The following is a 17,845-nucleotide window of genomic DNA, read 5'->3' on the forward strand; positions in this document are numbered from 1 at the left end:
CTCACTTCGCCTCAGCCATGGCAGAGGCCTGGCCGCCGCGCTTTCTGGCCGGACGGCGCGCCCAGAGGCGCAGCACGCTGCGGCGCACACGGTCCAGCAGCACATAGACCACGGGCGTGGTGTAGAGCGTGAGCAACTGGCTCAGCAGCAGGCCACCCACGATCGCAATGCCCAGGGGCTGGCGCAGCTCGGCACCGTCGCCCCGGCCCAGGGCCAGGGGCAGCGCGCCGAACAGGGCCGCCATGGTGGTCATCAGAATGGGGCGCAGGCGCAGATGGCAGGCCCGATAGATGGCCTGGGCCGCCGTGGCATGGCCGCCTTTCTCGCGCTCCAGCGCAAAGTCGATCATCATGATGGCGTTCTTCTTGACCAGTCCGATCAGCAGGATCACGCCGATGAAGGCGATCAGCGAGAACTCGGTCTTGAACCACATCAGCGCCAGCAGCGCGCCCACGCCGGCCGAGGGCAGCGTGGACAGAATCGTCAGCGGATGGACCAGGTTCTCGTAGAGGATGCCCAGCACCAGATAGATGGTGATGATGGCCGCGAGGATCAGCAGGGGCTGGCCCGCCAGCGCCTGCTGGAAGGCACCGGCCGAGCCACTGAAGCTGCCGCGGATGGACACCGGAACGCCCAGCTCCAGCATGGCATTGCGGATCGCGTCATTGGCCTGCGACAGCGAGACATTGGGCGCCAGGTTGTAGCTCACGGTGCTGGCCGGCGTGCCGCTCTGGTGCTGCACGGACAGCGGCGTGGTCGAGGTGGTGATCCTGGCAAAGGCCGTCAGCGGAATCTGCTGGCCCGCGCTGTTGACGAAGAAGAAGCCGCGCAGCGTCTCCGGGCTCTGCAGATACTGGGACGAGGCCGTCATCACCACGCGGTACTGATTGAGCGGGTTGTAGATCACGCCCACCTGGCGCTGGCCGAAGGCATCGTTGAGCGTGTTGTCGATCTGCGCCACCGTCAGGCCCAGGCGCGTGGCCTGGTCGCGGTCTATGACCAGCTTGGTCTGCATGCCGTTATCCTGCACATCGCTGTTGACATCGGTCAGCTCCGGCAGGGTGGACAGCACCTGACGGATGCGCGGCTCCCACAGGCGCAGCTCGGCCGTATCGTCGGCCTGCAGCGTGTACTGATAGGAGGACATGCTCTGGCGCCCACCGATGCGCACATCGCTCTGGGTCATCATGAACAGCCGCGCGCCCGGTTCATCCTTGAGCTTTTCACGCAGGCGGTTGATGACCTCGTCGCTGGGCACCTTGCGCTCGGCCATGGGCTTGAGCGACATGAACATATTGGCCGAATTGGCCTGGCCGCCGCCGGTAAAGCCGGTCACATACTCCACGGCCGGGTCCTGCTGCACCACATCGAGAAAACGCTTGATGCGGCGCTCCATGGCCTGAAAGGACGTGGACTGGTCGGCACGGATGAAGCCCATGACACGGCCTGTGTCCTCGCTGGGCATGAAGCCCTTGTCTATGGTCTGGTAGAGATGGATGTTGAGGCCGATGACCGCCACCAGACTGAGCAGCACCACGGGCTGGTGGCGCAGACCCCAGGCCAGGGTGTGACGATACAGCGCCGTCACTCGCAGCTCGAAGCGATCCATGGCCAGCGAGACGTGCAACCAGAGCGCATCCCAGCGGCGCGTGAACGGGCGCCGGGCACGCTCGGCGCGGCGGCGCTCCTCCTCTGCCGGTGTGTGCAGCAGAGCCGCGCACATCATGGGCGTGGTGGTCAGCGAGATGATCATGGAGACCAGAATCGCCGCCGACATGACCACGGCAAATTCACGAAAGAACCGCCCCACGATGCCGGCCATGAACAGAATGGGCACGAACACCGCAATCAGCGACAGGCTCATGGAGACAACGGTGAAACCGATCTCGCGCGCGCCCTCGATGGCCGCCTGCATCGCGGACTTTCCACGCTCCATGTGGCGCATCACGTTCTCCAGCACCACGATGGCATCGTCCACCACAAAGCCTGCGGCCACCGTCAGCGCCATCAGCGAGAGGTTGTCCAGCGTATAGCCGCACAGGTACATGACGCCGAAGGTCCCCATCAGCGAGGCAGGCACGGCCACGGCCGGAATCAGCGTGGCGCGCAGGCGGCGCAGAAAGACGAACACCACCATGATGACCAGCGCTATCGAGATCAGCAGCGCGTTCTGCACCTCCTTGACCGAGGCGCGCAGCGTGGGCGTGCGGTCCGAGATCACCGTGACATCGATGGCCGGATTGATGGAGGCCCTGAGCTGGGGCAGCATGGCGCGCACCTTGTCCACGGCCTGCAGGATGTTGGCGTCGGGCTGCTTGAACACCTGCAGCAGCACGGCGGGCTTGCCGTTCATCACGCCGTAGTTGCGTATGTCCTGCACGGAGTCGGTGACATCGGCCACATCGGACAGGCGCACGGCATTGCCGTTGTTCCAGCGCAGCACCAGCGGCGCGTATTCGGCGGCGGTGCGGGCCTGATCATTGGTCGCCACCTGCCAGTAATGGTCTTCGCGCTCCACGGCGCCCAGGGGACGGTTGGCATTGGTGGCGGTGATGGCCGTGCGCACCGCATCCAGCGAGACGCCGTTGGCGGCCAGCCGCACCGGGTCCAGCTCCACGCGCACGGCCGGCAGCGCGCCGCCGTTGATCGATGCCTGGCCCACACCTTCCACCTGGGCCAGCTTCTGCGCCAGCACCGTGGAGGCCGCGTCATACATCTGGCCGCGCGTGAGCGAATCTGACGTCAGCGCCAGAATCATGATGGGCGCGTCGGCCGGGTTGACCTTGCGATAGGTCGGGTTGCCCGGCATGCCCGAAGGCAGCAGCGTGCGCGCCGCATTGATGGCGGCCTGTACATCGTGGGCCGCGCTGTCCACCGTGCGCGTCAGATCGAACTGCAGCGTGATGCGCGTGCTGCCCATGCTGGAGCTGGACGTCATCTCGTTGACGCCGGCAATCGCGCCCAGGGCGCGCTCTAGCGGCGTGGCCACGGTGGCCGCCATGGTGTCCGGCGCCGCGCCGGGCAGGCTGGCGGTCACCGATATCGTCGGATAGTCCACCTGCGGCAGCGGCGCCACAGGCAGCTGGAAATAGGCCACGCCGCCCACCAGGGCCATGCCGATGGTCAGCAGCAGGGTCGCAATGGGCCGGAAGATGAAGGGCGTGGAGATGCTCATGGACGCGCCCCGTCCTGGCCGCCATCCTCGGCCTCGCCCATGACTTCGGCTTCGGAATGCGGCACATGCTTGACGGCCTGCAGACCGCGCCTGGTGCGCCAGCCCTCGGCCCAGCTCTCAAAGGTCAGATAGATCACCGGCGTGGTGAACAGGGTCAGCAGCTGGCTCAGCAGCAGGCCGCCCACCAGGGTCACGCCCAGGGGCTGGCGCAGCTCGCTGCCCACGCCGGTTCCCAGCATCATGGGCAGCGCGCTCAGCAGGGCCGCCAGCGTGGTCATGAGAATCGGCCTGAAACGCAGCAGACAGGCCTGATAGATCGCATCGCGCGCATTCATGCCTTCCTCGCGCTGGGCGTCCAGCGCGAAGTCGATCATCATGATGGCGTTCTTCTTGACGATGCCGATCAGCAAGATGATGCCGATGATGGCGATGATGTCCAGGTCCAGCCCCGCCACCAGCAAGGCCAGCAGCGCCCCCACGCCCGCCGACGGCAGGGTGGAGAGAATCGTGATCGGGTGAATCGTGCTCTCGTAGAGCACGCCCAGCACGATGTACATGGTGATGATGGCGGCCAGCACCAGCAGCAGGGTGTTGGACAGCGAGGCCTGGAAAGCCAGCGCCGCGCCCTGGAACTGCGTGTCCACCGACAGCGGAATCTGCCCTTCGTCGCGCAGCTGGGCGATGATGGCCTGGGCCGCCTCCACCGCATGGCCCAGCGAGACGCCGGAGGCGGTATTGAAGGAGATCGTGGCCGCGGGCAGCTGCCCGACATGGTTGACGGCCAGCGCCATCGGGCGCTCGCTCACCGTGGCAATCGAGGACAACGGCACCGGCGCACCGTTGCTCGATGCGGCATAGATGTTCTGCAGGGCCTCGGGCCCGATCTTGAACTGCGGCGCCACCTCCAGCACCACGCGGTACTGGTTGGACTGCGTGAAGATAGTCGAGATCAGACGCTGGCCGAAAGCGTTGTAGAGCGCCGAGTCCACCGACGAGACCGTCACGCCCAGGCGGCTGGCCTGGGCCCGGTCGATCTGCACATAGGCCTGACGGCCCTGGCTCTGCAGATCGCTGCTCACATCGAGCAGCTGGGGCAGTTGCTGCAGACGCTCGACCAACATCCTGGTGCTGGCCGTGAGCTGGTTCATGTCCGGCGAGGAGAGCAGCAGCTGGTACTGGGTGCGGGCCTGGCGATCCTCTATGGTCAGGTCCTGCACGGGCTGGGCATAGAGGCGGATGCCGGGCACGGCGCGGGAATCCTCGGCCAGGCGGTTGAGCACCACGGGCAGACGGTCGCGCTGGGCATGGGGCTTGAGGTCGATCTGGATGCGGCCGGTATTGAGCGTGGTGTTGGTGCCATCCACACCGATAAACGAGGAGATGGATGCCACGGCCGGGTCCTTGAGCAAATGCTCGGCCAGCGCCTGCTGGCGCTCGGCCATGGCGGCAAAGGAGATGGACTGGTCGGCCTCGGTGGTCGCGGCAATCGTGCCCGTATCCTGCTCGGGGAAAAATCCCTTGGGCACGACGAAATACAGCAGCACCGTGACCACCAGCGTGGCGATGAACACCAGCCAGGTCAGCTTGCTGTGATCCAGCACCCAGGTCAGCATGCGGCCGTATTCGGCAATCACCTTGTCGAAAGAGCGCGCGACCGCAGCGCTGAAGCCCTTGGACTGCGCCTGGTTCTTCTCGCCCTCGGGCTGGTGGCGCAGCAGGCGCGCGCACAGCATGGGGGTGAGCGTGAGCGAAACCACGGCCGAGATCAGGATCGCCACCGTCATGGTGATGGCGAATTCGTGGAACAGACGGCCCACCACATCTCCCATGAACAGCAGCGGAATCAGCACCGCGACCAGGGAGATGGTCAGCGAGATGATGGTGAAGCCGATCTGCTTGGCACCCTTGAGCGCGGCCTGCATGGGCGGCTCGCCCTTTTCCACATAGCGGGCGATGTTCTCGATCATCACGATGGCATCGTCCACCACAAAGCCCGTGGCAATGGTCAGGGCCATCAGCGTGAGGTTGTTGATGGAAAAGCCCGCCAGATACATGACGCCGAAAGTGCCTACCAGCGACAGCGGCACCGCTACGCTGGGAATCAGCGTGGCCGATGCACTGCGCAGAAACAGGAAGATCACCATCACCACTAGGGCGATGGCCAGGGCCAGTTCGAACTGCATGTCCTTGACCGAGGCGCGAATGGTCACGGTGCGGTCGGTCAGCACCTGCACGTCGATCGAGGCAGGTAGCGTCTCCTTGAGCTGGGGCAGCAGGTTCTTGATGGCATCGACGGTGTCAATCACGTTCGCGCCGGGCTGGCGGCGGATATTGAGGATCACGGCCGACTTGGAGCCGGTCTCGGGCGTGCCCGACCAGGCGGCCAGACGCGTGTTCTCGGCGTCGTCCACGGTCTGCGCCACATCGGACAGGCGCACGGGGTTGCCGTTCTTGAAGGCGATGATCAAGTTGCGGTACTCGGCCGCCGACTGCATCTGGTCGTTGGCATCGATGGTCGATGCGCGGTTGGGGCCATCAAAGCTGCCCTTGGCGGTCTTGACGTTGGCCGCAGAGATGGCGGTGCGCACGTCATCCAGCGTCATGCCGAAGCTGGCCAGCGCTGCGGGGTTGGCCTGGATGCGCACGGCCGGGCGGCGCGCACCGGCAATGGCCACCAGGCCCACACCCTTGACCTGGGAGAGCTTGGGCGCAAGGCGGTTCTCCACCAGATCGTTGATCTTGATGACGGGCAGCGAAGGCGAGCTGATGGCCAGCGTCAGCACCGGCGCATCGGCCGGGTTGACCTTGCTGTAGAGCGGGGGCATGGGCAGGTCGCTGGGCAGCAGATTGGTGCCCGCGTTGATCGCGGCCTGCACCTGCTGCTCGGCCACGTCCATGGACATATCGAGCGCAAAGCGCAGGCTGATCACCGATGCGCCGCCCGAACTGGTCGAGGACATCTGGTCCAGACCCGGCATCTGACCGAACTGGCGCTCCAACGGTGCCGTGACGTTGGAGGTCATCACATCGGGGCTGGCACCGGGGTAGAGCGTGGTGACCTGTATGGTGGGGTAGTCCACCTCGGGCAGGGCCGAGATGGGCAGCAGGCGGTAGGCAAGAATGCCCGAGATCAGCACCGCCACCATCAGCAAGCTGGTGGCGATGGGCCTGAGAATGAAGAGGCGCGAGAGATTCATGATGGCCGCAGGCTCTGACTATGCTCAGCGACCCGTGCCACCGGCTGCCGTACCGGTCTGGCCATTGGCTTCGCGCTCAGCGCGCAGCTTCTGGAAGAAAGCGCGGCGCTCTTCGGGCGACAGGGCCTCCAGCTTGGCGCGCTGCTCGGGAGTCAGCTGGGGGCGCTCACCCCGACCCTCGGATCTTTCCGTGCGAGCCTCGCCGCCTTCACCACGCTCGGCGCCGGCCTGAGGCCTGGCCTCGTTCGCAGCCGCAGGCTTGGCCTCCGGCTTGGCTTCTGCCTTGGGGTCCGGCTTGGAGGGACTGCCCTGCGCCTCGCGCGGCTGATCGCCACGGGCGTCCGCGCCGCGAGGTCCCTGGCCTGGGCCCGCATTGCCGCCATTGGCACCACGCTCGGCGCGCAGCTTCTGGAAGAACTCCTTGCGTTCCTCGGGCGTCATCTTGGAGACTTTTTCACGCTGCTCGGGACTGAGGTTGCGCATCATGCCGCGCGGCTGGTTGGCTGCATCCTGCACGGCCTGGTCGACCTTCTTGACCTTTTCGGAGTCCACCACCGTCACCTGCGCGCCTTCGCGCAGGCGGTCGATGCCGTCGGTCACCACCTTGTCGCCGGGCTCCAGCTCGCCGCGCACGCTGACATAGTCACCGTCCGTCACCCCCACGGTGATCTTGCGCTGGGTGACCGTGTTGTCGGGCTTGACCAGATAGACAAAGTTGTTCTGCACCGCATTCGCGGGCACGACCAGTGCCTGATCGATCTGGCGCAGCTGCAGCTTGACGTTGACGAACTGATTCGCGAACAGTTTGCGCTCGGCGTTGTCAAACGAGGCCTTGGCCTTGACCGTGCCCGTGGTCGTGTCGATGGTGTTGTCCAGCGCATTGAGCTGGCCCTTGGCCAGCATCTGCTTTTGCTCGCGATCCCAGAGCTCTACGGGCATGAGCTTGCCCTCGCGCAGTTGCTGGGCCAGCGTCCCGACATGGGCTTCGGGGATGGAGAAAACGGCATCGATGGGGCGAATCTGGGAGATTGTCACCAGTCCGTTGATATCGGAAGGGTTGACCACGTTGCCGAGGTCGGCCTGGCGCAGGCCGAGGCGGCCCGAGATGGGAGCCGTGATCCTGGTATAGCTCAGCTGCAGCTTGGCCGCATCGACCTGGCCCTGGTCGGCCGCCACCGTGCCCTGCAGCTGGCGCACCAGCGCGGCCTGGGTATCGACCTGCTGGCGGGCAATCGAGTCCTGGGCCTGCAGCTCCTTGTAGCGCTGCAGATCGAGCTGCGCATTCTTGAGCTGGGCCTGGTCGCGTGCCAGAGAGCCCTGCACCTGCGCCAGCGAAGCCGCAAAGCTGCGCGGGTCGATCTCGGCCAGCAACTGACCTGCCTTGACCTCGTCCCCCTCCTTGAAGTGCAGCTTGAGCAGCTCGCCCGAGACCTTGGCGCGCACCACGGCCGTGGCGCGTGCATTCATCGTACCGATGGCGCTGACGAGCACGCGCATGTCGCGCTGCTCCACCAGGCCTACGCTCACAGGCTGAGCCTGGCTCACGCCGCCGGGGCCGCCCGGCCCTGCGCGACCATTGCGCCCTGCACGAGCACCGGGCCCGCCTGCTCCTTGCTTAGGAGCTGCAGACGCAGACGTATCGCCGCTTGCACCCTGTTTTTGCGCATACCACCAATAGCCACCGCCAGCGGCTGCCAGGGCGAGCACCACACTGGCAAGCAAGACGGGCCGGACCTTGCCCTGCTGTAAAGAATGACGATTGGGGTGCAATTTGGATGAGCTGGACATGGTTGAGCGCAGGAATTTCGAGCCTGAATTGGCGCCAATGGTATCCAGTTGCAATCAAACCCCGGGTCAGGCAGCGCCGGCTTTGCCAGCATTTACCCCCGCTTTACCTTGGGTTTACCTGCTGAAGTTCCGTATTCGGAGACTTAAACAGTGCTGACTTTCATAGCATCAATGACGGCGTTGGCAGGCCTCATGCTTGGCGGCTGACACTGCCATTTCTGCGTCCGCCATGCGGCGCAAGGAATCCGGCTCCAAGGAGAAACCCATATGACCACCGAACGCCTGACCAATCACCCCGAAGAAGCCGCCGTGCGCGTGCCGCTGGAGCTGTATATGCGCGGCCATGCCGAAGACAATGCCGAGCATATGCGCGCAGCCTTCATGCCCACGGCCCGGCTGGAGTCCGTGCGCGAAGGCCCGCTGACCTCCTGGGACCTGGACTTCTACTGCCAGCGCTTCAAGAACACGCCCGCTGCCGACGAAGCCACGCGTCGCCGCGTCATCGACTCCCTGGACATCGTGGGCACGGCCGCCATGGCCAAGGTCACGCTCTACCACGGTGCCGTGACCTTCACCGACTACTTTGTGCTGCTCAAGACCGAGCAGGGCTGGAAGATTGCCAACAAGGCTTTCCACGCCCAGCCTCAGTAAGGTTTGGCTACCTGCACCAAGCCCCTGGCCTCAGGCTCAGGGGCTTTTTTTATTCATGCGCTGGTCAACGAGTCAGCAGCCAGAGCGCGCCCAGCACGATGACAGCCCCCAGGCCCCAGGCCCAGACGGGGATGCCGGACGATTCGCGCGGCGGCGCCGAGGGTGTGGCGTCCAGCGGCGCGTAGCTGGTGGAGGCCGCGTCGTGTTCCCAGGAGCGTGTATCCAGCTCCTCCGCACCGCCTTCGTCTTCGGACTGCTCGCTCGGGTGGCGCTGCTGCATCAAGGCCTCGAAGCGCGCAAAGAAGTCCTCGGCCATGCTCTTGGCTGCGCCGTCGATCAGGCGCTGGCCCAGCTGGGCAATCTTGCCGCCGACCTGGGCCTGCACCTTGTACTGCAGCTCGCAATGCCCTGCATCGATGGGCGTCAGATCCACCTTGGCCTGGCCCTTGCCAAAGCCGGCCACACCGCCCTGCCCTTCAAAGGCAATCGTGTAGCTCTTGGGCGGCTGCACGTCCGACAGCGTGACCCGGCCGTTGAACTTGGCCGATACCGGACCGATCTTCACGGACATGATCACCGCATAGGAGCCATCGCCCGCATCCTCAAACTTCTCGCAGCCGGCCAGGCATTGCTGCAAGGTTTGCGGATCGTTGAGCGCCTCCCAGGCCTGCTGCTGGCTCACGGCAAGAGGACGGCTGGCATGCATTTCCATGGTGTTCTCCTTTTCAATCTCGGTGCGGCAGTTGCAGCAGCTTCGCCAGATGGGCAGCCAGTTGCTGCAACGACTGCAGGTTGTGCACGGCCAGCATGGCATGGCTGTGACGATGCAGTACCTGCGCGCCTTTGGCCAGCGGGGCATACCCGTCAAAACGCAACAAGGGGTTGAGCCAGACAATGCGCGCACTGTGCCGGGCCAGCCACTGCAGCTCCCGCTCCAGCAGCGTACTGTCGCCGGTATCCAGCCCGTCGCTGACCAGCAGCACCAGGGTACGTCGCCCTACCAGATGGCGCGCCCCCTGCTGGCGCAACTGTGCCAGGCACTCTCCCAGGCAGGTACCGCCGCCGAAATCGTCGATGTCGTGATTGAGCTGGGCCAGCATGGCATCGGGGTCGCTGTAGGCAAAAGCGCGGTTCAGCTCCTGCAGGCCGGTTCCCATGCTGTAGACATGGCGGCGCAGCTGCGGATAGCGCCGGGGGCTGGTGGCCTGGTGCAGAAATGCCAGCAGCAGACGCACATAGCGCTCCATGGAGCCCGAGACATCAACCAGCGCCAGCCAGGGCATGGGCAGCCGCTTGCGCCTGCGCCATTTGAGACTTGCCAACTCGCCGCCCGTGGCCGCCGCTGCCTTCAGACTGGCGGGCCAGTGCACGCGCAGTCCCGAGGCGCGCAGCTCGCTTCTGCGACTGCGATAGCTAGGCAGCGGCAAGCGGATATCGCGCGCCAGCTGCTGCACCAGGCGGTACTCGCTGGCACTGAGCTGGTTGAAATCCGCATGCTGCAGCCTGTGCCGGTCGCTGGCCGACATGGCAGCATCCAGCGTCAACTCCTCGCTCGCGGTCTTTTGCTGTGCGGCGCGAATCGCCGACAAGGCCTCCTGAACACGCGGCCTGTGACGCGGCCTGGCAGCCTCCGGCGCGCCCGGCAACAACTGGCTCAGAAGCTGCTGCGCCACCTCGGGATTGCGAAAGTAGGCCGCGAACAGCTCGCGAAAGACCGCCAGATCCTGTTCACGCGAAACCAGCACAGCCTCCAGCGCGGCGGCCACGTCCTCGCGGTTCACGCCCACCAGCATCAGGCCTTGTTGGGCCAGCGCCAGGCGCTCGGCATCCACCGCCAGCCCCGCGCGGCGCAGGGCTCGGCCAAACCCCAGCAGATTGATGGGCAGCTTGCCGCTGCGCGCATCGCCCCACCAGCTCACGCTTGCGGAACGGGCTGGCGCCTGCGCCTGCAGCTCAGGCTGTGGCATCGGGCTCCAGCAATTGCTGCAGACGCTCTGGCGTGAGCGCGGCCACGTCCTCGCGCTGCTTGAACAGAATGCCCGCCGTCTCGTGCACCAGCTCGGGGTCTATGACCAGGGTGTCGAGCGCCACCAGCGCCTTGGCCCACTCCACGCTTTCGGCAATGCCGGGCGTGCGCTCGAAGGCATCGGCAAACGGGCGGCTGCGCAGCCGGTCCACAAAGCGCGCGATCTGCTCGGTCAAGGCCGCTGCGGCCTCAGGCACCTTGGACTGGACAATGGCCAGCTCGCGCTCGCGCTCGGGATAGTCCAGCCAGTGATAGAGACAGCGGCGCTTGACCGCGTCATGCAGATCACGCGTGCGATTGCTGGTAAGAATGGTGACCGGCGGCAGTTGGGCCCTGATGACCCCGAGCTCGGGAATGCTGACCTGGTACTCCCCCAGATACTCGAGCAAAAAGGCCTCGAAAGGCTCGTCAGCCCGGTCCACCTCGTCAATCAGCAGCACCGCGCCGGGCGCGGGCGCCTGCAGGGCCTGCAGCAAAGGCCGGCGCACCAGATAGCGCGGCTGATAGACCTCCTGCTCGACAGCTTCCAGTTCCGCCGCACCACGCAGCTCGGCCGCGCGCAGATGCAGCAGCTGCGCCGCGTAATTCCACTCATACAGCGCTTCACGCTGCTCCAGGCCGTCATAGCACTGCAGCCGGATCAGCTGCCGCGCCAGCACCTGGGACAGCGCCTGAGCCAGCGAGGTCTTGCCAACGCCCGGCTCGCCCTCCAGCAGCAGGGGCCGCTGAAGCCTGAGCGCCAGAAACACGGCCGTAGCCAGACGCCGGTCCGCGAAATAGCCGACCTCCTGCAAGGCGGCCAGCAGCCCATCCACCGACTCCAAAGCGCTGTTCACATCAGTATTCATAGCTGCCTGCGCTTTATCCATATAGACCAGAGCCACTTTTCTTCAAAATACAAGAACGAGACAGCAAGCAAGGGCCGCCCCGCAGCGAGGCTGTTGCCCCCTCCCGCGAAGCGAGAGAGGGGAAAGCGGCCAAGCCGCTCAGACTGAGAGCAGTTGATCCACCGCCCGCTGCGTCAGGACACTGATCAGTTGCGCCCGGTAGCGCGCACTCGCGTGCAGATCGCTGTTGAGCTCGCTGTCGTCGATAGGCACTGCAGCCGCCGAAGCGGCCGTGAGACTCTGGTTGAGCGCCGCTTCCAGGCCTGCGTGGCGGAAGACCGATAGTCCCGCGCCGGTCACGGCCACATGCACGCCCTGCGCCGTCTGCGCCACAAACACGCCCACCAGCGCAAAGCGCGAAGCGGGCTGCTTGAACTTGATATAGGCGGCCCTTCTGGGCACAGGAAAGCGCACGGCCTTGATCAGCTCGCCCTCTTCCAGTGCCGTGGTGTACATGCCCTGGAAGAAGTCGTCGGCCGCTATCTCGCGCCGCTGGGTGAGCACGGTGGCGCCCAGACCCAGCACCGCACTGGGATAGCATGCCGCGGGGTCGTTGTTGGCCAGCGAGCCGCCCATCGTGCCTCGCGCGCGCACCTGCCGATCGCCAATGCCGCCGGCCAGTTCGGCCAGCGCGGGAATGGCGTGCTGCACCTCGCGGCTGGCGGCGACATCGGCATGACGGGTCATGGCGCCGATCTCGACCTGATCACCGCTGACGCGGATTCCCGCCAGACCATCGACCTGGTTGAGGTCCACAATCGCGCCGGGCTGAGCCAGGCGCAGCTTCATGGAAGGAATCAGGCTCTGGCCGCCGGCCAGAAACTGCCCGCTGGCAGCGCTCACCTCATCCAGCGTCCGGGGATTGGAGTAACTGAAGGCATACATATATGTTGTCCTCTCTTCCTCTCAGTCGGGTGTGTGCAGGCCACAGTCAGGGGCGTGCAGCATCGATGGCTTCCCACACGCGGTGCGGGCTGGCAGGCATGTCCAGATCCTTGACGCCCAGGGAATGCAGAGCATCGAGCACGGCATTGATGACGGCTGGCGGCGAGCCTATGGCCCCGGCCTCGCCGCAGCCCTTGGTGCCCAACGGGTTATGGGTGCAGGGCGTACAGACCGTGCCCAGCTTGAAGTCGGGCAGATCGTCGGCGCGGGGCATGGCGTAGTCCATGAAGCTGCCGGTCAGCAACTGACCCGAGTCACGGTCGTAGACGCAGTTTTCCAGCAGCGCCTGGCCTATGCCCTGGGCCAGTCCGCCATGGACCTGACCCTCCACAATCATGGGGTTGATGATGGTGCCGAAATCGTCCACGGCACTGAAGCGGTCGACACGCACCACGCCCGTGGCAGGGTCCACCTCGACCTCGCAGATATAGGTGCCGGCCGGGAAGGTGAAGTTGGTGGGATCGTAGAAAGCAGTCTCGTCCAGCCCCGGCTCCAGCTTGTCCAGCGGATAGTTGTGCGGCACATAGGCCGTCAGCGCAATCTGGGCAAACGGCAGCTTTCTGTCGGTGCCGCGCACCGTGAACTCGCCTCCCTCGAAATCGATGTCGGCATCGCTGGCCTCCATCAGGTGGGCGGCGATCTTCTTGGCCTTGGCCTCGATCTTGTCCAGCGCCTTCATGATGGCCGCCCCTCCCACGCTGATGGAGCGCGAGCCATAGGTACCCATGCCAAAGGGCACGCGGCCCGTATCGCCATGGACGATCTCCACATGCTCGACGGGAATGCCCAGTCGGGCCGCCACCACCTGGGCAAAAGTGGTCTCATGCCCCTGACCATGACTGTGCGAGCCCGTAAACACCGTCACGCTACCCGTGGGATGGACGCGCACCTCGCCGCACTCGAACAGACCGGCACGAGCGCCTAGCGCCCCGGCAATATTGCTGGGAGCAAGGCCACAGGCCTCGATGTAGCTGCTGTAGCCCAGGCCGCGCTTGAGTCCTTTGGCCTCGCTGGCTGCGCGCCTGGTCGCAAAGCCCGCCACATCGGCCAGTTGCTCGGCCTGATCCATGCAGGCCTTGTAGTCGCCGGTGTCGTACTGCAGCGCCACTGGCGTCTGATAGGGAAAGCTGGTGATGAAGTTGCGGCGCCGGATCTCCGCCTGGGACAGATTCATCTCCCAGGCACAGCGGCTGACCAGGCGCTCGAGCAGATAAGTGGCCTCGGGGCGGCCTGCACCCCGGTAGGCATCCACGGGCGAAGTGTTGGTGAACCAGGCATCGACCTCGATATGGATTTGCGGCGTGGTGTACTGCCCCGCCAGCAGCGTTGCGTAAAGAATCGTCGGAACGGCGCTGGCAAAGGTGGACAGATAGGCGCCCAGGTTCGCATCGGTGTGCACGCGCATGGCGAGGAACTTGCCATCGGCGTCCATGGCCATCTCGGCATGGCTGACATGGTCGCGGCCATGCGCATCGGTCAGAAAGGACTCGCTGCGATCGGCCGTCCACTTGATATTGCGGTTGAGCTTCTTGGCCGCCCAGGTCAGGCAGACATCCTCGGCATACAGAAAGATCTTGGAGCCGAAGCCGCCGCCCACATCGGGAGCAATCACGCGCACCCTGCTCTCGGGCAGGCCCATGACGAAAGCCGTCATCAGCAGCCGCTCCACATGCGGGTTCTGGTTGGCCACGTACAGTGTGTACTCATCCATGGCGCGGTTGTAGCTGCCGATGGCCACGCGCGGCTCCATGGCATTGGGGATCAGCCGGTTGTTGACCAGATCCAGCCGCGTCACATGGGCCGCGCCCGCAAACACGGCATCCACGGCTGCCTTGTCGCCTATCGCCCACTGGTAGCAGCGGTTGTCGGGAGCGATATCGTGAACCACGGCGCCGGGCTTTTTGCCACCCGCCGCATCGGCCACGTTCACGACCGCAGGCAGCACCGCGTAATCGACCTCCACCAGCTCGGCCGCATCGCGTGCCTGCTGCAGGGTCTCGGCAACCACCATGGCCACCTGGTCGCCCACATAGCGCACGGTATCGAGGGCCAGGATCGGGTGCGGCGGCTCCTTCATGGGCTCGCCATTGGTGCTGGTGATCAGCCAGCCGCAGGGCAGGCCGTTGATGCCGGCGGCCGCCACATCGGCGCCCGTGAGCACGCCGACCACGCCTGGCGCCGCCTTGGCGGCATCCACGTTGACGCTGCGCAGCCTCGCGTGGGCATGGGGCGAGCGCACAAATACCGCATAGGCCTGCGCGCCCAGCGTGATGTCGTCCGTGTACTGGCCTGCGCCGGTCAGAAAGCGATCATCCTCGCGGCGCAGAACGGCTTCGCCGATATGCGGCAGCTTGGAAAAGTCAGATGCACCCATGGTGTGTCTCCTCTTCTAGTTGTGATGCGCGGCTCAGCTGGCGCTCATGCCGTCGCGACCCACTTTGACGGCAGCGACGATGTTCTGGTAGCCCGTGCAGCGGCAGATATTGCCTTCGAGCAGTTCGCGGATCTCGGCATCGGTGGCCTGAGGCTTCTGGCGGCACAGATCCACCGCACTCATCACCATGCCGGGCGTGCAGAAGCCGCACTGCAGGCCATGGCACTGCTTGAAGGCCGCCTGCATGGGATGCATGGTTCCATCGGCAGCGGCCATGCCCTCTATGGTCTGCACCTCTGCGCCCTGGGCCTGCACGGCCAGCATGGTGCAGGACTTGATGGCCTTGCCATTGACCAGCACCGTGCAGGCTCCGCACTGGCTGGTATCGCAGCCCACATGGGTGCCCGTCAGGCGCAGCTGTTCACGCAGCGCCTGCACCAGCAAGGTATTGGGGGGGACGTCAATGCTGGCCGCGCGGCCATTGACCGTGAACTGAACATTCATCGTGATGCCTCCTGCCTTTATCCGAAGAATTGGGTAACAAAGCACAACCGCACTCTCTATGGTGGGCAGTTACCGCCATGCAAGGCGCTAGGGTTGACCCCCAAGCCAGACGAAACACGCACAGATATTCTCAAAATGAAACACTGTCCGGAGTCCGCATGTCGCCCGCCAGCCCCGCCATTTCCGCGCAAGCCGCAGCGCATCCAGGTGCACGCCATTCCCTGCTTGCCCAGGCCAGGCAGCAGTTGCTGGCGATGGACTCATCCCATGCGCTGGCACCGTCTGGCCTGGCTCCCTGGCTCTGGCGCTCGTGGCAGCGCTGCGTGGCGCAGGGCCGTCATCCCGCGCAAAAAGTGGAGTTCGAGGCCGTCGGACCTCACGCGCTGCGCCACGCCCAGGACAAGCACCAGTTGCTGCTGCAGGCTGCACGCCCGGTCATGACGCAGCTGGTCGCGGCCGTGGGTGCCATGCGCTACTTCTGCCTGCTGACCGATGCCCAGGGACTGGCACTTGAAGTGCAAGGTCCCGTCGACCATAGCGATCTGCGTGCGCTGGCCGTAGGCCGTGTCGGCGTGGATCTGTCCGAGCGCGGCGTGGGCACCTCGGCCATAGGCGCGACACTGGCCGAACTCAGCCCGGTATGGCTGCACAGGCAGGAGCATTTCTTTGACGATCTGCGCGACTACAGTTGCGCAGGCGCTCCGGTATTCGGCCCTCAGGGCGAGTGTCTGGGCATGCTGGACATCACCGGCATTGATGTACCCGAGCGCCCCGAACTGCTGCTGCTGGCACTGCGCTGCGCACGCGCCATCGAAGATCGATTGCTGCGGGCCCTGCCTCATACCCTGCTGCTGCGCGTGAACTGGCCCGGCGGACCTCTGGGCCAGGAAGGCGAAGGCCTGATGGTATTTGATGCCGAAGGCCGATTGCTGGGCAGCAATACCGTGGCCAGGCAACTGGTGCCGCGTCCTCTGCAAGCCCCTGGGGGGGACTCGCTCATCCAGAGCCATGAGCTGCTGGCCCTGCCCTGGAGTCATCTGATCGAACATGCGCGCCAGCGGCCCGAGGCGCCACTGCAACTACCGCTGTGGTCCGGTCTGCGCCTGCTGGCACTGGCACAGGCCGGTCCCTTGCTGCGTGTCCCAGTCATGCAGGGTTCCGGCGCAGCCTGTCAGGCAACATCTGCCAATGCCATGACCACACCGCTGCGCACCAGCGAGTTGCTGCTGATTCAGCAGGCCATGCAGGAGGCTCACGGGAATGTAACCTTGGCAGCTCGCAACCTGGGATTGAGCCGGGCCACGCTCTATCGCCGGCTGGCCAGCAAATAAGAGGTCTTGAACCGGATCTGATGCAGTTTGGCTCTCTACGGATTTGCCCTAGTTTCAGCGCAAAAACGCCCTCCACGACAGCAGGCGCACACTAGCAAGCAAGCCCATGAAAAATACAAAATACCTCAATAAAACAATCATCTAAGCTGCACCAGCCGTGCACTTTCAGCTATCGTACATATAGCAGGCACAACTGACGCTCGGACGCCACATTTGCGTGCGTATTTGTAAAAAACACCATACCTGCGTCCGTAGAATCTCCAGTTTGGTTCAAAAACTCAGATCGCCCTGAGGCTTACCAGCCCCAACAGCGCGACGCATACACAGCCTACTTTTTGGAGACACCATGCAGGCTTTACTCGCCCTGTCCAGGGCTATCGACAGGCTCAACGCCTTTGTCGGCAAATATTCCATCTGGCTGATATTTGCCGCCACCTTCATCAGCGCCGCCAACGCCATTGTTCGCAAGGCCTTTGACACCAGCTCCAATGCCTTTCTGGAAGTCCAGTGGTATCTGTTCGCATGGTCCTTTCTGATTGCTGCGGGCTACACCCTGCTGCATCGCGAGCATGTACGCATCGACGTGATCAACAGCCGTCTGTCCAAAAAGGCCCAGGTCTGGATCGACATCATCGGCTTTGCCTTCTTTCTCACCCCGCTATGCCTGACCATTCTGTGGCTGAGCATGCCGGTGGTAATTCAGATGTACCAGTCCGGCGAAATGTCGGGCAACCCCGGCGGGCTGATCCGCTGGCCCGTATGGACGGCGATTCCTGTGGGCATCACCTTGCTGCTGCTGCAGGGCATCTCCGAGCTGATCAAGCGCATTGCCTTCCTGACCGGCGACGGCCCCGACCCCATGGGCAAGCTCAGCGACAAGAGCGCCGAGGAAGAACTGGCCGAGGCCCTGCGTGCCGAAGCCGATCGCAAGCAGGCTGAGGCGCTGGCCGCCCAGGCCAAGGCATAA

General features: G+C 64.7%; 12 protein-coding genes. 3 read left to right on the forward strand and 9 right to left on the reverse strand.

Annotation, left to right across the window (positions count from 1 at the left end; translation table 11 throughout):
- Nucleotide 1: 1 nt before the first annotated feature.
- From Cth01_RS17175 to Cth01_RS17185, 3 genes are read right to left on the reverse strand one after another with little or no spacing between them, the layout of a single operon-like run.
- Entirely contained in the window at nucleotides 2-3,175 is a 3,174-nt protein-coding gene (locus tag Cth01_RS17175) for an efflux RND transporter permease subunit (RefSeq protein ID WP_045839902.1), read from the reverse strand.
- Nucleotides 3,172-6,372: an MdtB/MuxB family multidrug efflux RND transporter permease subunit gene (locus Cth01_RS17180; RefSeq protein WP_045839903.1), complete on the reverse strand. Its 3,201-nt coding sequence runs from the start codon at nucleotides 6,370-6,372 to the stop codon at nucleotides 3,172-3,174. The genes Cth01_RS17175 and Cth01_RS17180 overlap by 4 nt, the downstream gene beginning before the upstream one ends.
- Before the next feature lie 24 nt (nucleotides 6,373-6,396).
- A complete protein-coding gene (locus Cth01_RS17185) occupies nucleotides 6,397-8,160 on the reverse strand; it encodes an MdtA/MuxA family multidrug efflux RND transporter periplasmic adaptor subunit (RefSeq protein ID WP_045839904.1) in 1,764 nt (587 codons plus the stop codon).
- A gap of 267 nt (nucleotides 8,161-8,427) precedes the next feature.
- Between Cth01_RS17185 and Cth01_RS17190 the strand changes: the two genes are divergently transcribed.
- Complete coding sequence (locus tag Cth01_RS17190; protein WP_003069196.1) at nucleotides 8,428-8,811, forward strand: nuclear transport factor 2 family protein; 384 nt, start codon at nucleotides 8,428-8,430, stop codon at nucleotides 8,809-8,811.
- Nucleotides 8,812-8,875: 64 nt separating this feature from the next.
- Here Cth01_RS17190 and Cth01_RS17195 read toward each other — a convergent pair whose 3' ends face one another.
- The 6 genes from Cth01_RS17195 to Cth01_RS17220 all read right to left on the reverse strand — a co-directional run bounded on the left by Cth01_RS17195 (nucleotide 8,876) and on the right by Cth01_RS17220 (nucleotide 15,547).
- Entirely contained in the window at nucleotides 8,876-9,523 is a 648-nt protein-coding gene (locus Cth01_RS17195; protein ID WP_034380153.1) for an SRPBCC family protein, read from the reverse strand.
- A 13-nt stretch (nucleotides 9,524-9,536) separates the two neighbouring features.
- Entirely contained in the window at nucleotides 9,537-10,778 is a 1,242-nt protein-coding gene (locus Cth01_RS17200) for a vWA domain-containing protein (protein WP_045839905.1), read from the reverse strand.
- Nucleotides 10,765-11,685, reverse strand: coding sequence for an AAA family ATPase (locus Cth01_RS17205; RefSeq protein ID WP_045839981.1), 921 nt, complete (start codon nucleotides 11,683-11,685; stop codon nucleotides 10,765-10,767). Before Cth01_RS17205 ends, Cth01_RS17200 begins: the two co-directional genes overlap by 14 nt.
- Before the next feature lie 138 nt (nucleotides 11,686-11,823).
- Nucleotides 11,824-12,609: an FAD binding domain-containing protein gene (locus tag Cth01_RS17210; RefSeq protein WP_034409481.1), complete on the reverse strand. Its 786-nt coding sequence runs from the start codon at nucleotides 12,607-12,609 to the stop codon at nucleotides 11,824-11,826.
- Between the two features lie 46 nt (nucleotides 12,610-12,655).
- On the reverse strand, nucleotides 12,656-15,043 hold the full coding sequence (locus Cth01_RS17215; protein WP_034352831.1) for a xanthine dehydrogenase family protein molybdopterin-binding subunit: 2,388 nt from the start codon (nucleotides 15,041-15,043) through the stop codon (nucleotides 12,656-12,658).
- 33 nt (nucleotides 15,044-15,076) lie between these two features.
- Complete coding sequence (locus Cth01_RS17220; protein ID WP_034352836.1) at nucleotides 15,077-15,547, reverse strand: (2Fe-2S)-binding protein; 471 nt, start codon at nucleotides 15,545-15,547, stop codon at nucleotides 15,077-15,079.
- 158 nt (nucleotides 15,548-15,705) lie between these two features.
- On the opposite strand from Cth01_RS17220, the gene Cth01_RS17225 reads away from it, so the two are divergent.
- Nucleotides 15,706-16,878, forward strand: a complete 1,173-nt coding sequence (locus Cth01_RS17225; protein WP_045839906.1) for a helix-turn-helix domain-containing protein — start codon at nucleotides 15,706-15,708, stop codon at nucleotides 16,876-16,878.
- 346 nt (nucleotides 16,879-17,224) lie between these two features.
- A complete protein-coding gene (locus Cth01_RS17230) occupies nucleotides 17,225-17,845 on the forward strand; it encodes a TRAP transporter small permease subunit (protein WP_003069181.1) in 621 nt (206 codons plus the stop codon).

Origin of the sequence: Comamonas thiooxydans (assembly GCF_000964545.1) — a bacterium.
Classification (GTDB): Bacteria; Pseudomonadota; Gammaproteobacteria; order Burkholderiales; family Burkholderiaceae_C; genus Comamonas; species Comamonas thiooxydans.

Excerpts from the sequence above, each read along its gene's own strand:
- Cth01_RS17180 (WP_045839903.1), bottom strand. The coding sequence starts at position 6,372 with ATGAATCTCTCGCGCCTCTTCATTCTCAGGCCCATCGCCACCAGCTTG.
- Cth01_RS17205 (WP_045839981.1), bottom strand. The coding sequence starts at position 11,685 with ATGAATACTGATGTGAACAGCGCTTTGGAGTCGGTGGATGGGCTGCTG.
- Cth01_RS17225 (WP_045839906.1), top strand. The coding sequence starts at position 15,706 with ATGTCGCCCGCCAGCCCCGCCATTTCCGCGCAAGCCGCAGCGCATCCA.
- Cth01_RS17210 (WP_034409481.1), bottom strand. The coding sequence starts at position 12,609 with ATGTATGCCTTCAGTTACTCCAATCCCCGGACGCTGGATGAGGTGAGC.
- Cth01_RS17215 (WP_034352831.1), bottom strand. The coding sequence starts at position 15,043 with ATGGGTGCATCTGACTTTTCCAAGCTGCCGCATATCGGCGAAGCCGTT.
- Cth01_RS17185 (WP_045839904.1), bottom strand. The coding sequence starts at position 8,160 with ATGTCCAGCTCATCCAAATTGCACCCCAATCGTCATTCTTTACAGCAG.
- Cth01_RS17190 (WP_003069196.1), top strand. The coding sequence starts at position 8,428 with ATGACCACCGAACGCCTGACCAATCACCCCGAAGAAGCCGCCGTGCGC.
- Cth01_RS17230 (WP_003069181.1), top strand. The coding sequence starts at position 17,225 with ATGCAGGCTTTACTCGCCCTGTCCAGGGCTATCGACAGGCTCAACGCC.
- Cth01_RS17200 (WP_045839905.1), bottom strand. The coding sequence starts at position 10,778 with ATGCCACAGCCTGAGCTGCAGGCGCAGGCGCCAGCCCGTTCCGCAAGC.
- Cth01_RS17175 (WP_045839902.1), bottom strand. The coding sequence starts at position 3,175 with ATGAGCATCTCCACGCCCTTCATCTTCCGGCCCATTGCGACCCTGCTG.
- Cth01_RS17195 (WP_034380153.1), bottom strand. The coding sequence starts at position 9,523 with ATGGAAATGCATGCCAGCCGTCCTCTTGCCGTGAGCCAGCAGCAGGCC.
- Cth01_RS17220 (WP_034352836.1), bottom strand. The coding sequence starts at position 15,547 with ATGAATGTTCAGTTCACGGTCAATGGCCGCGCGGCCAGCATTGACGTC.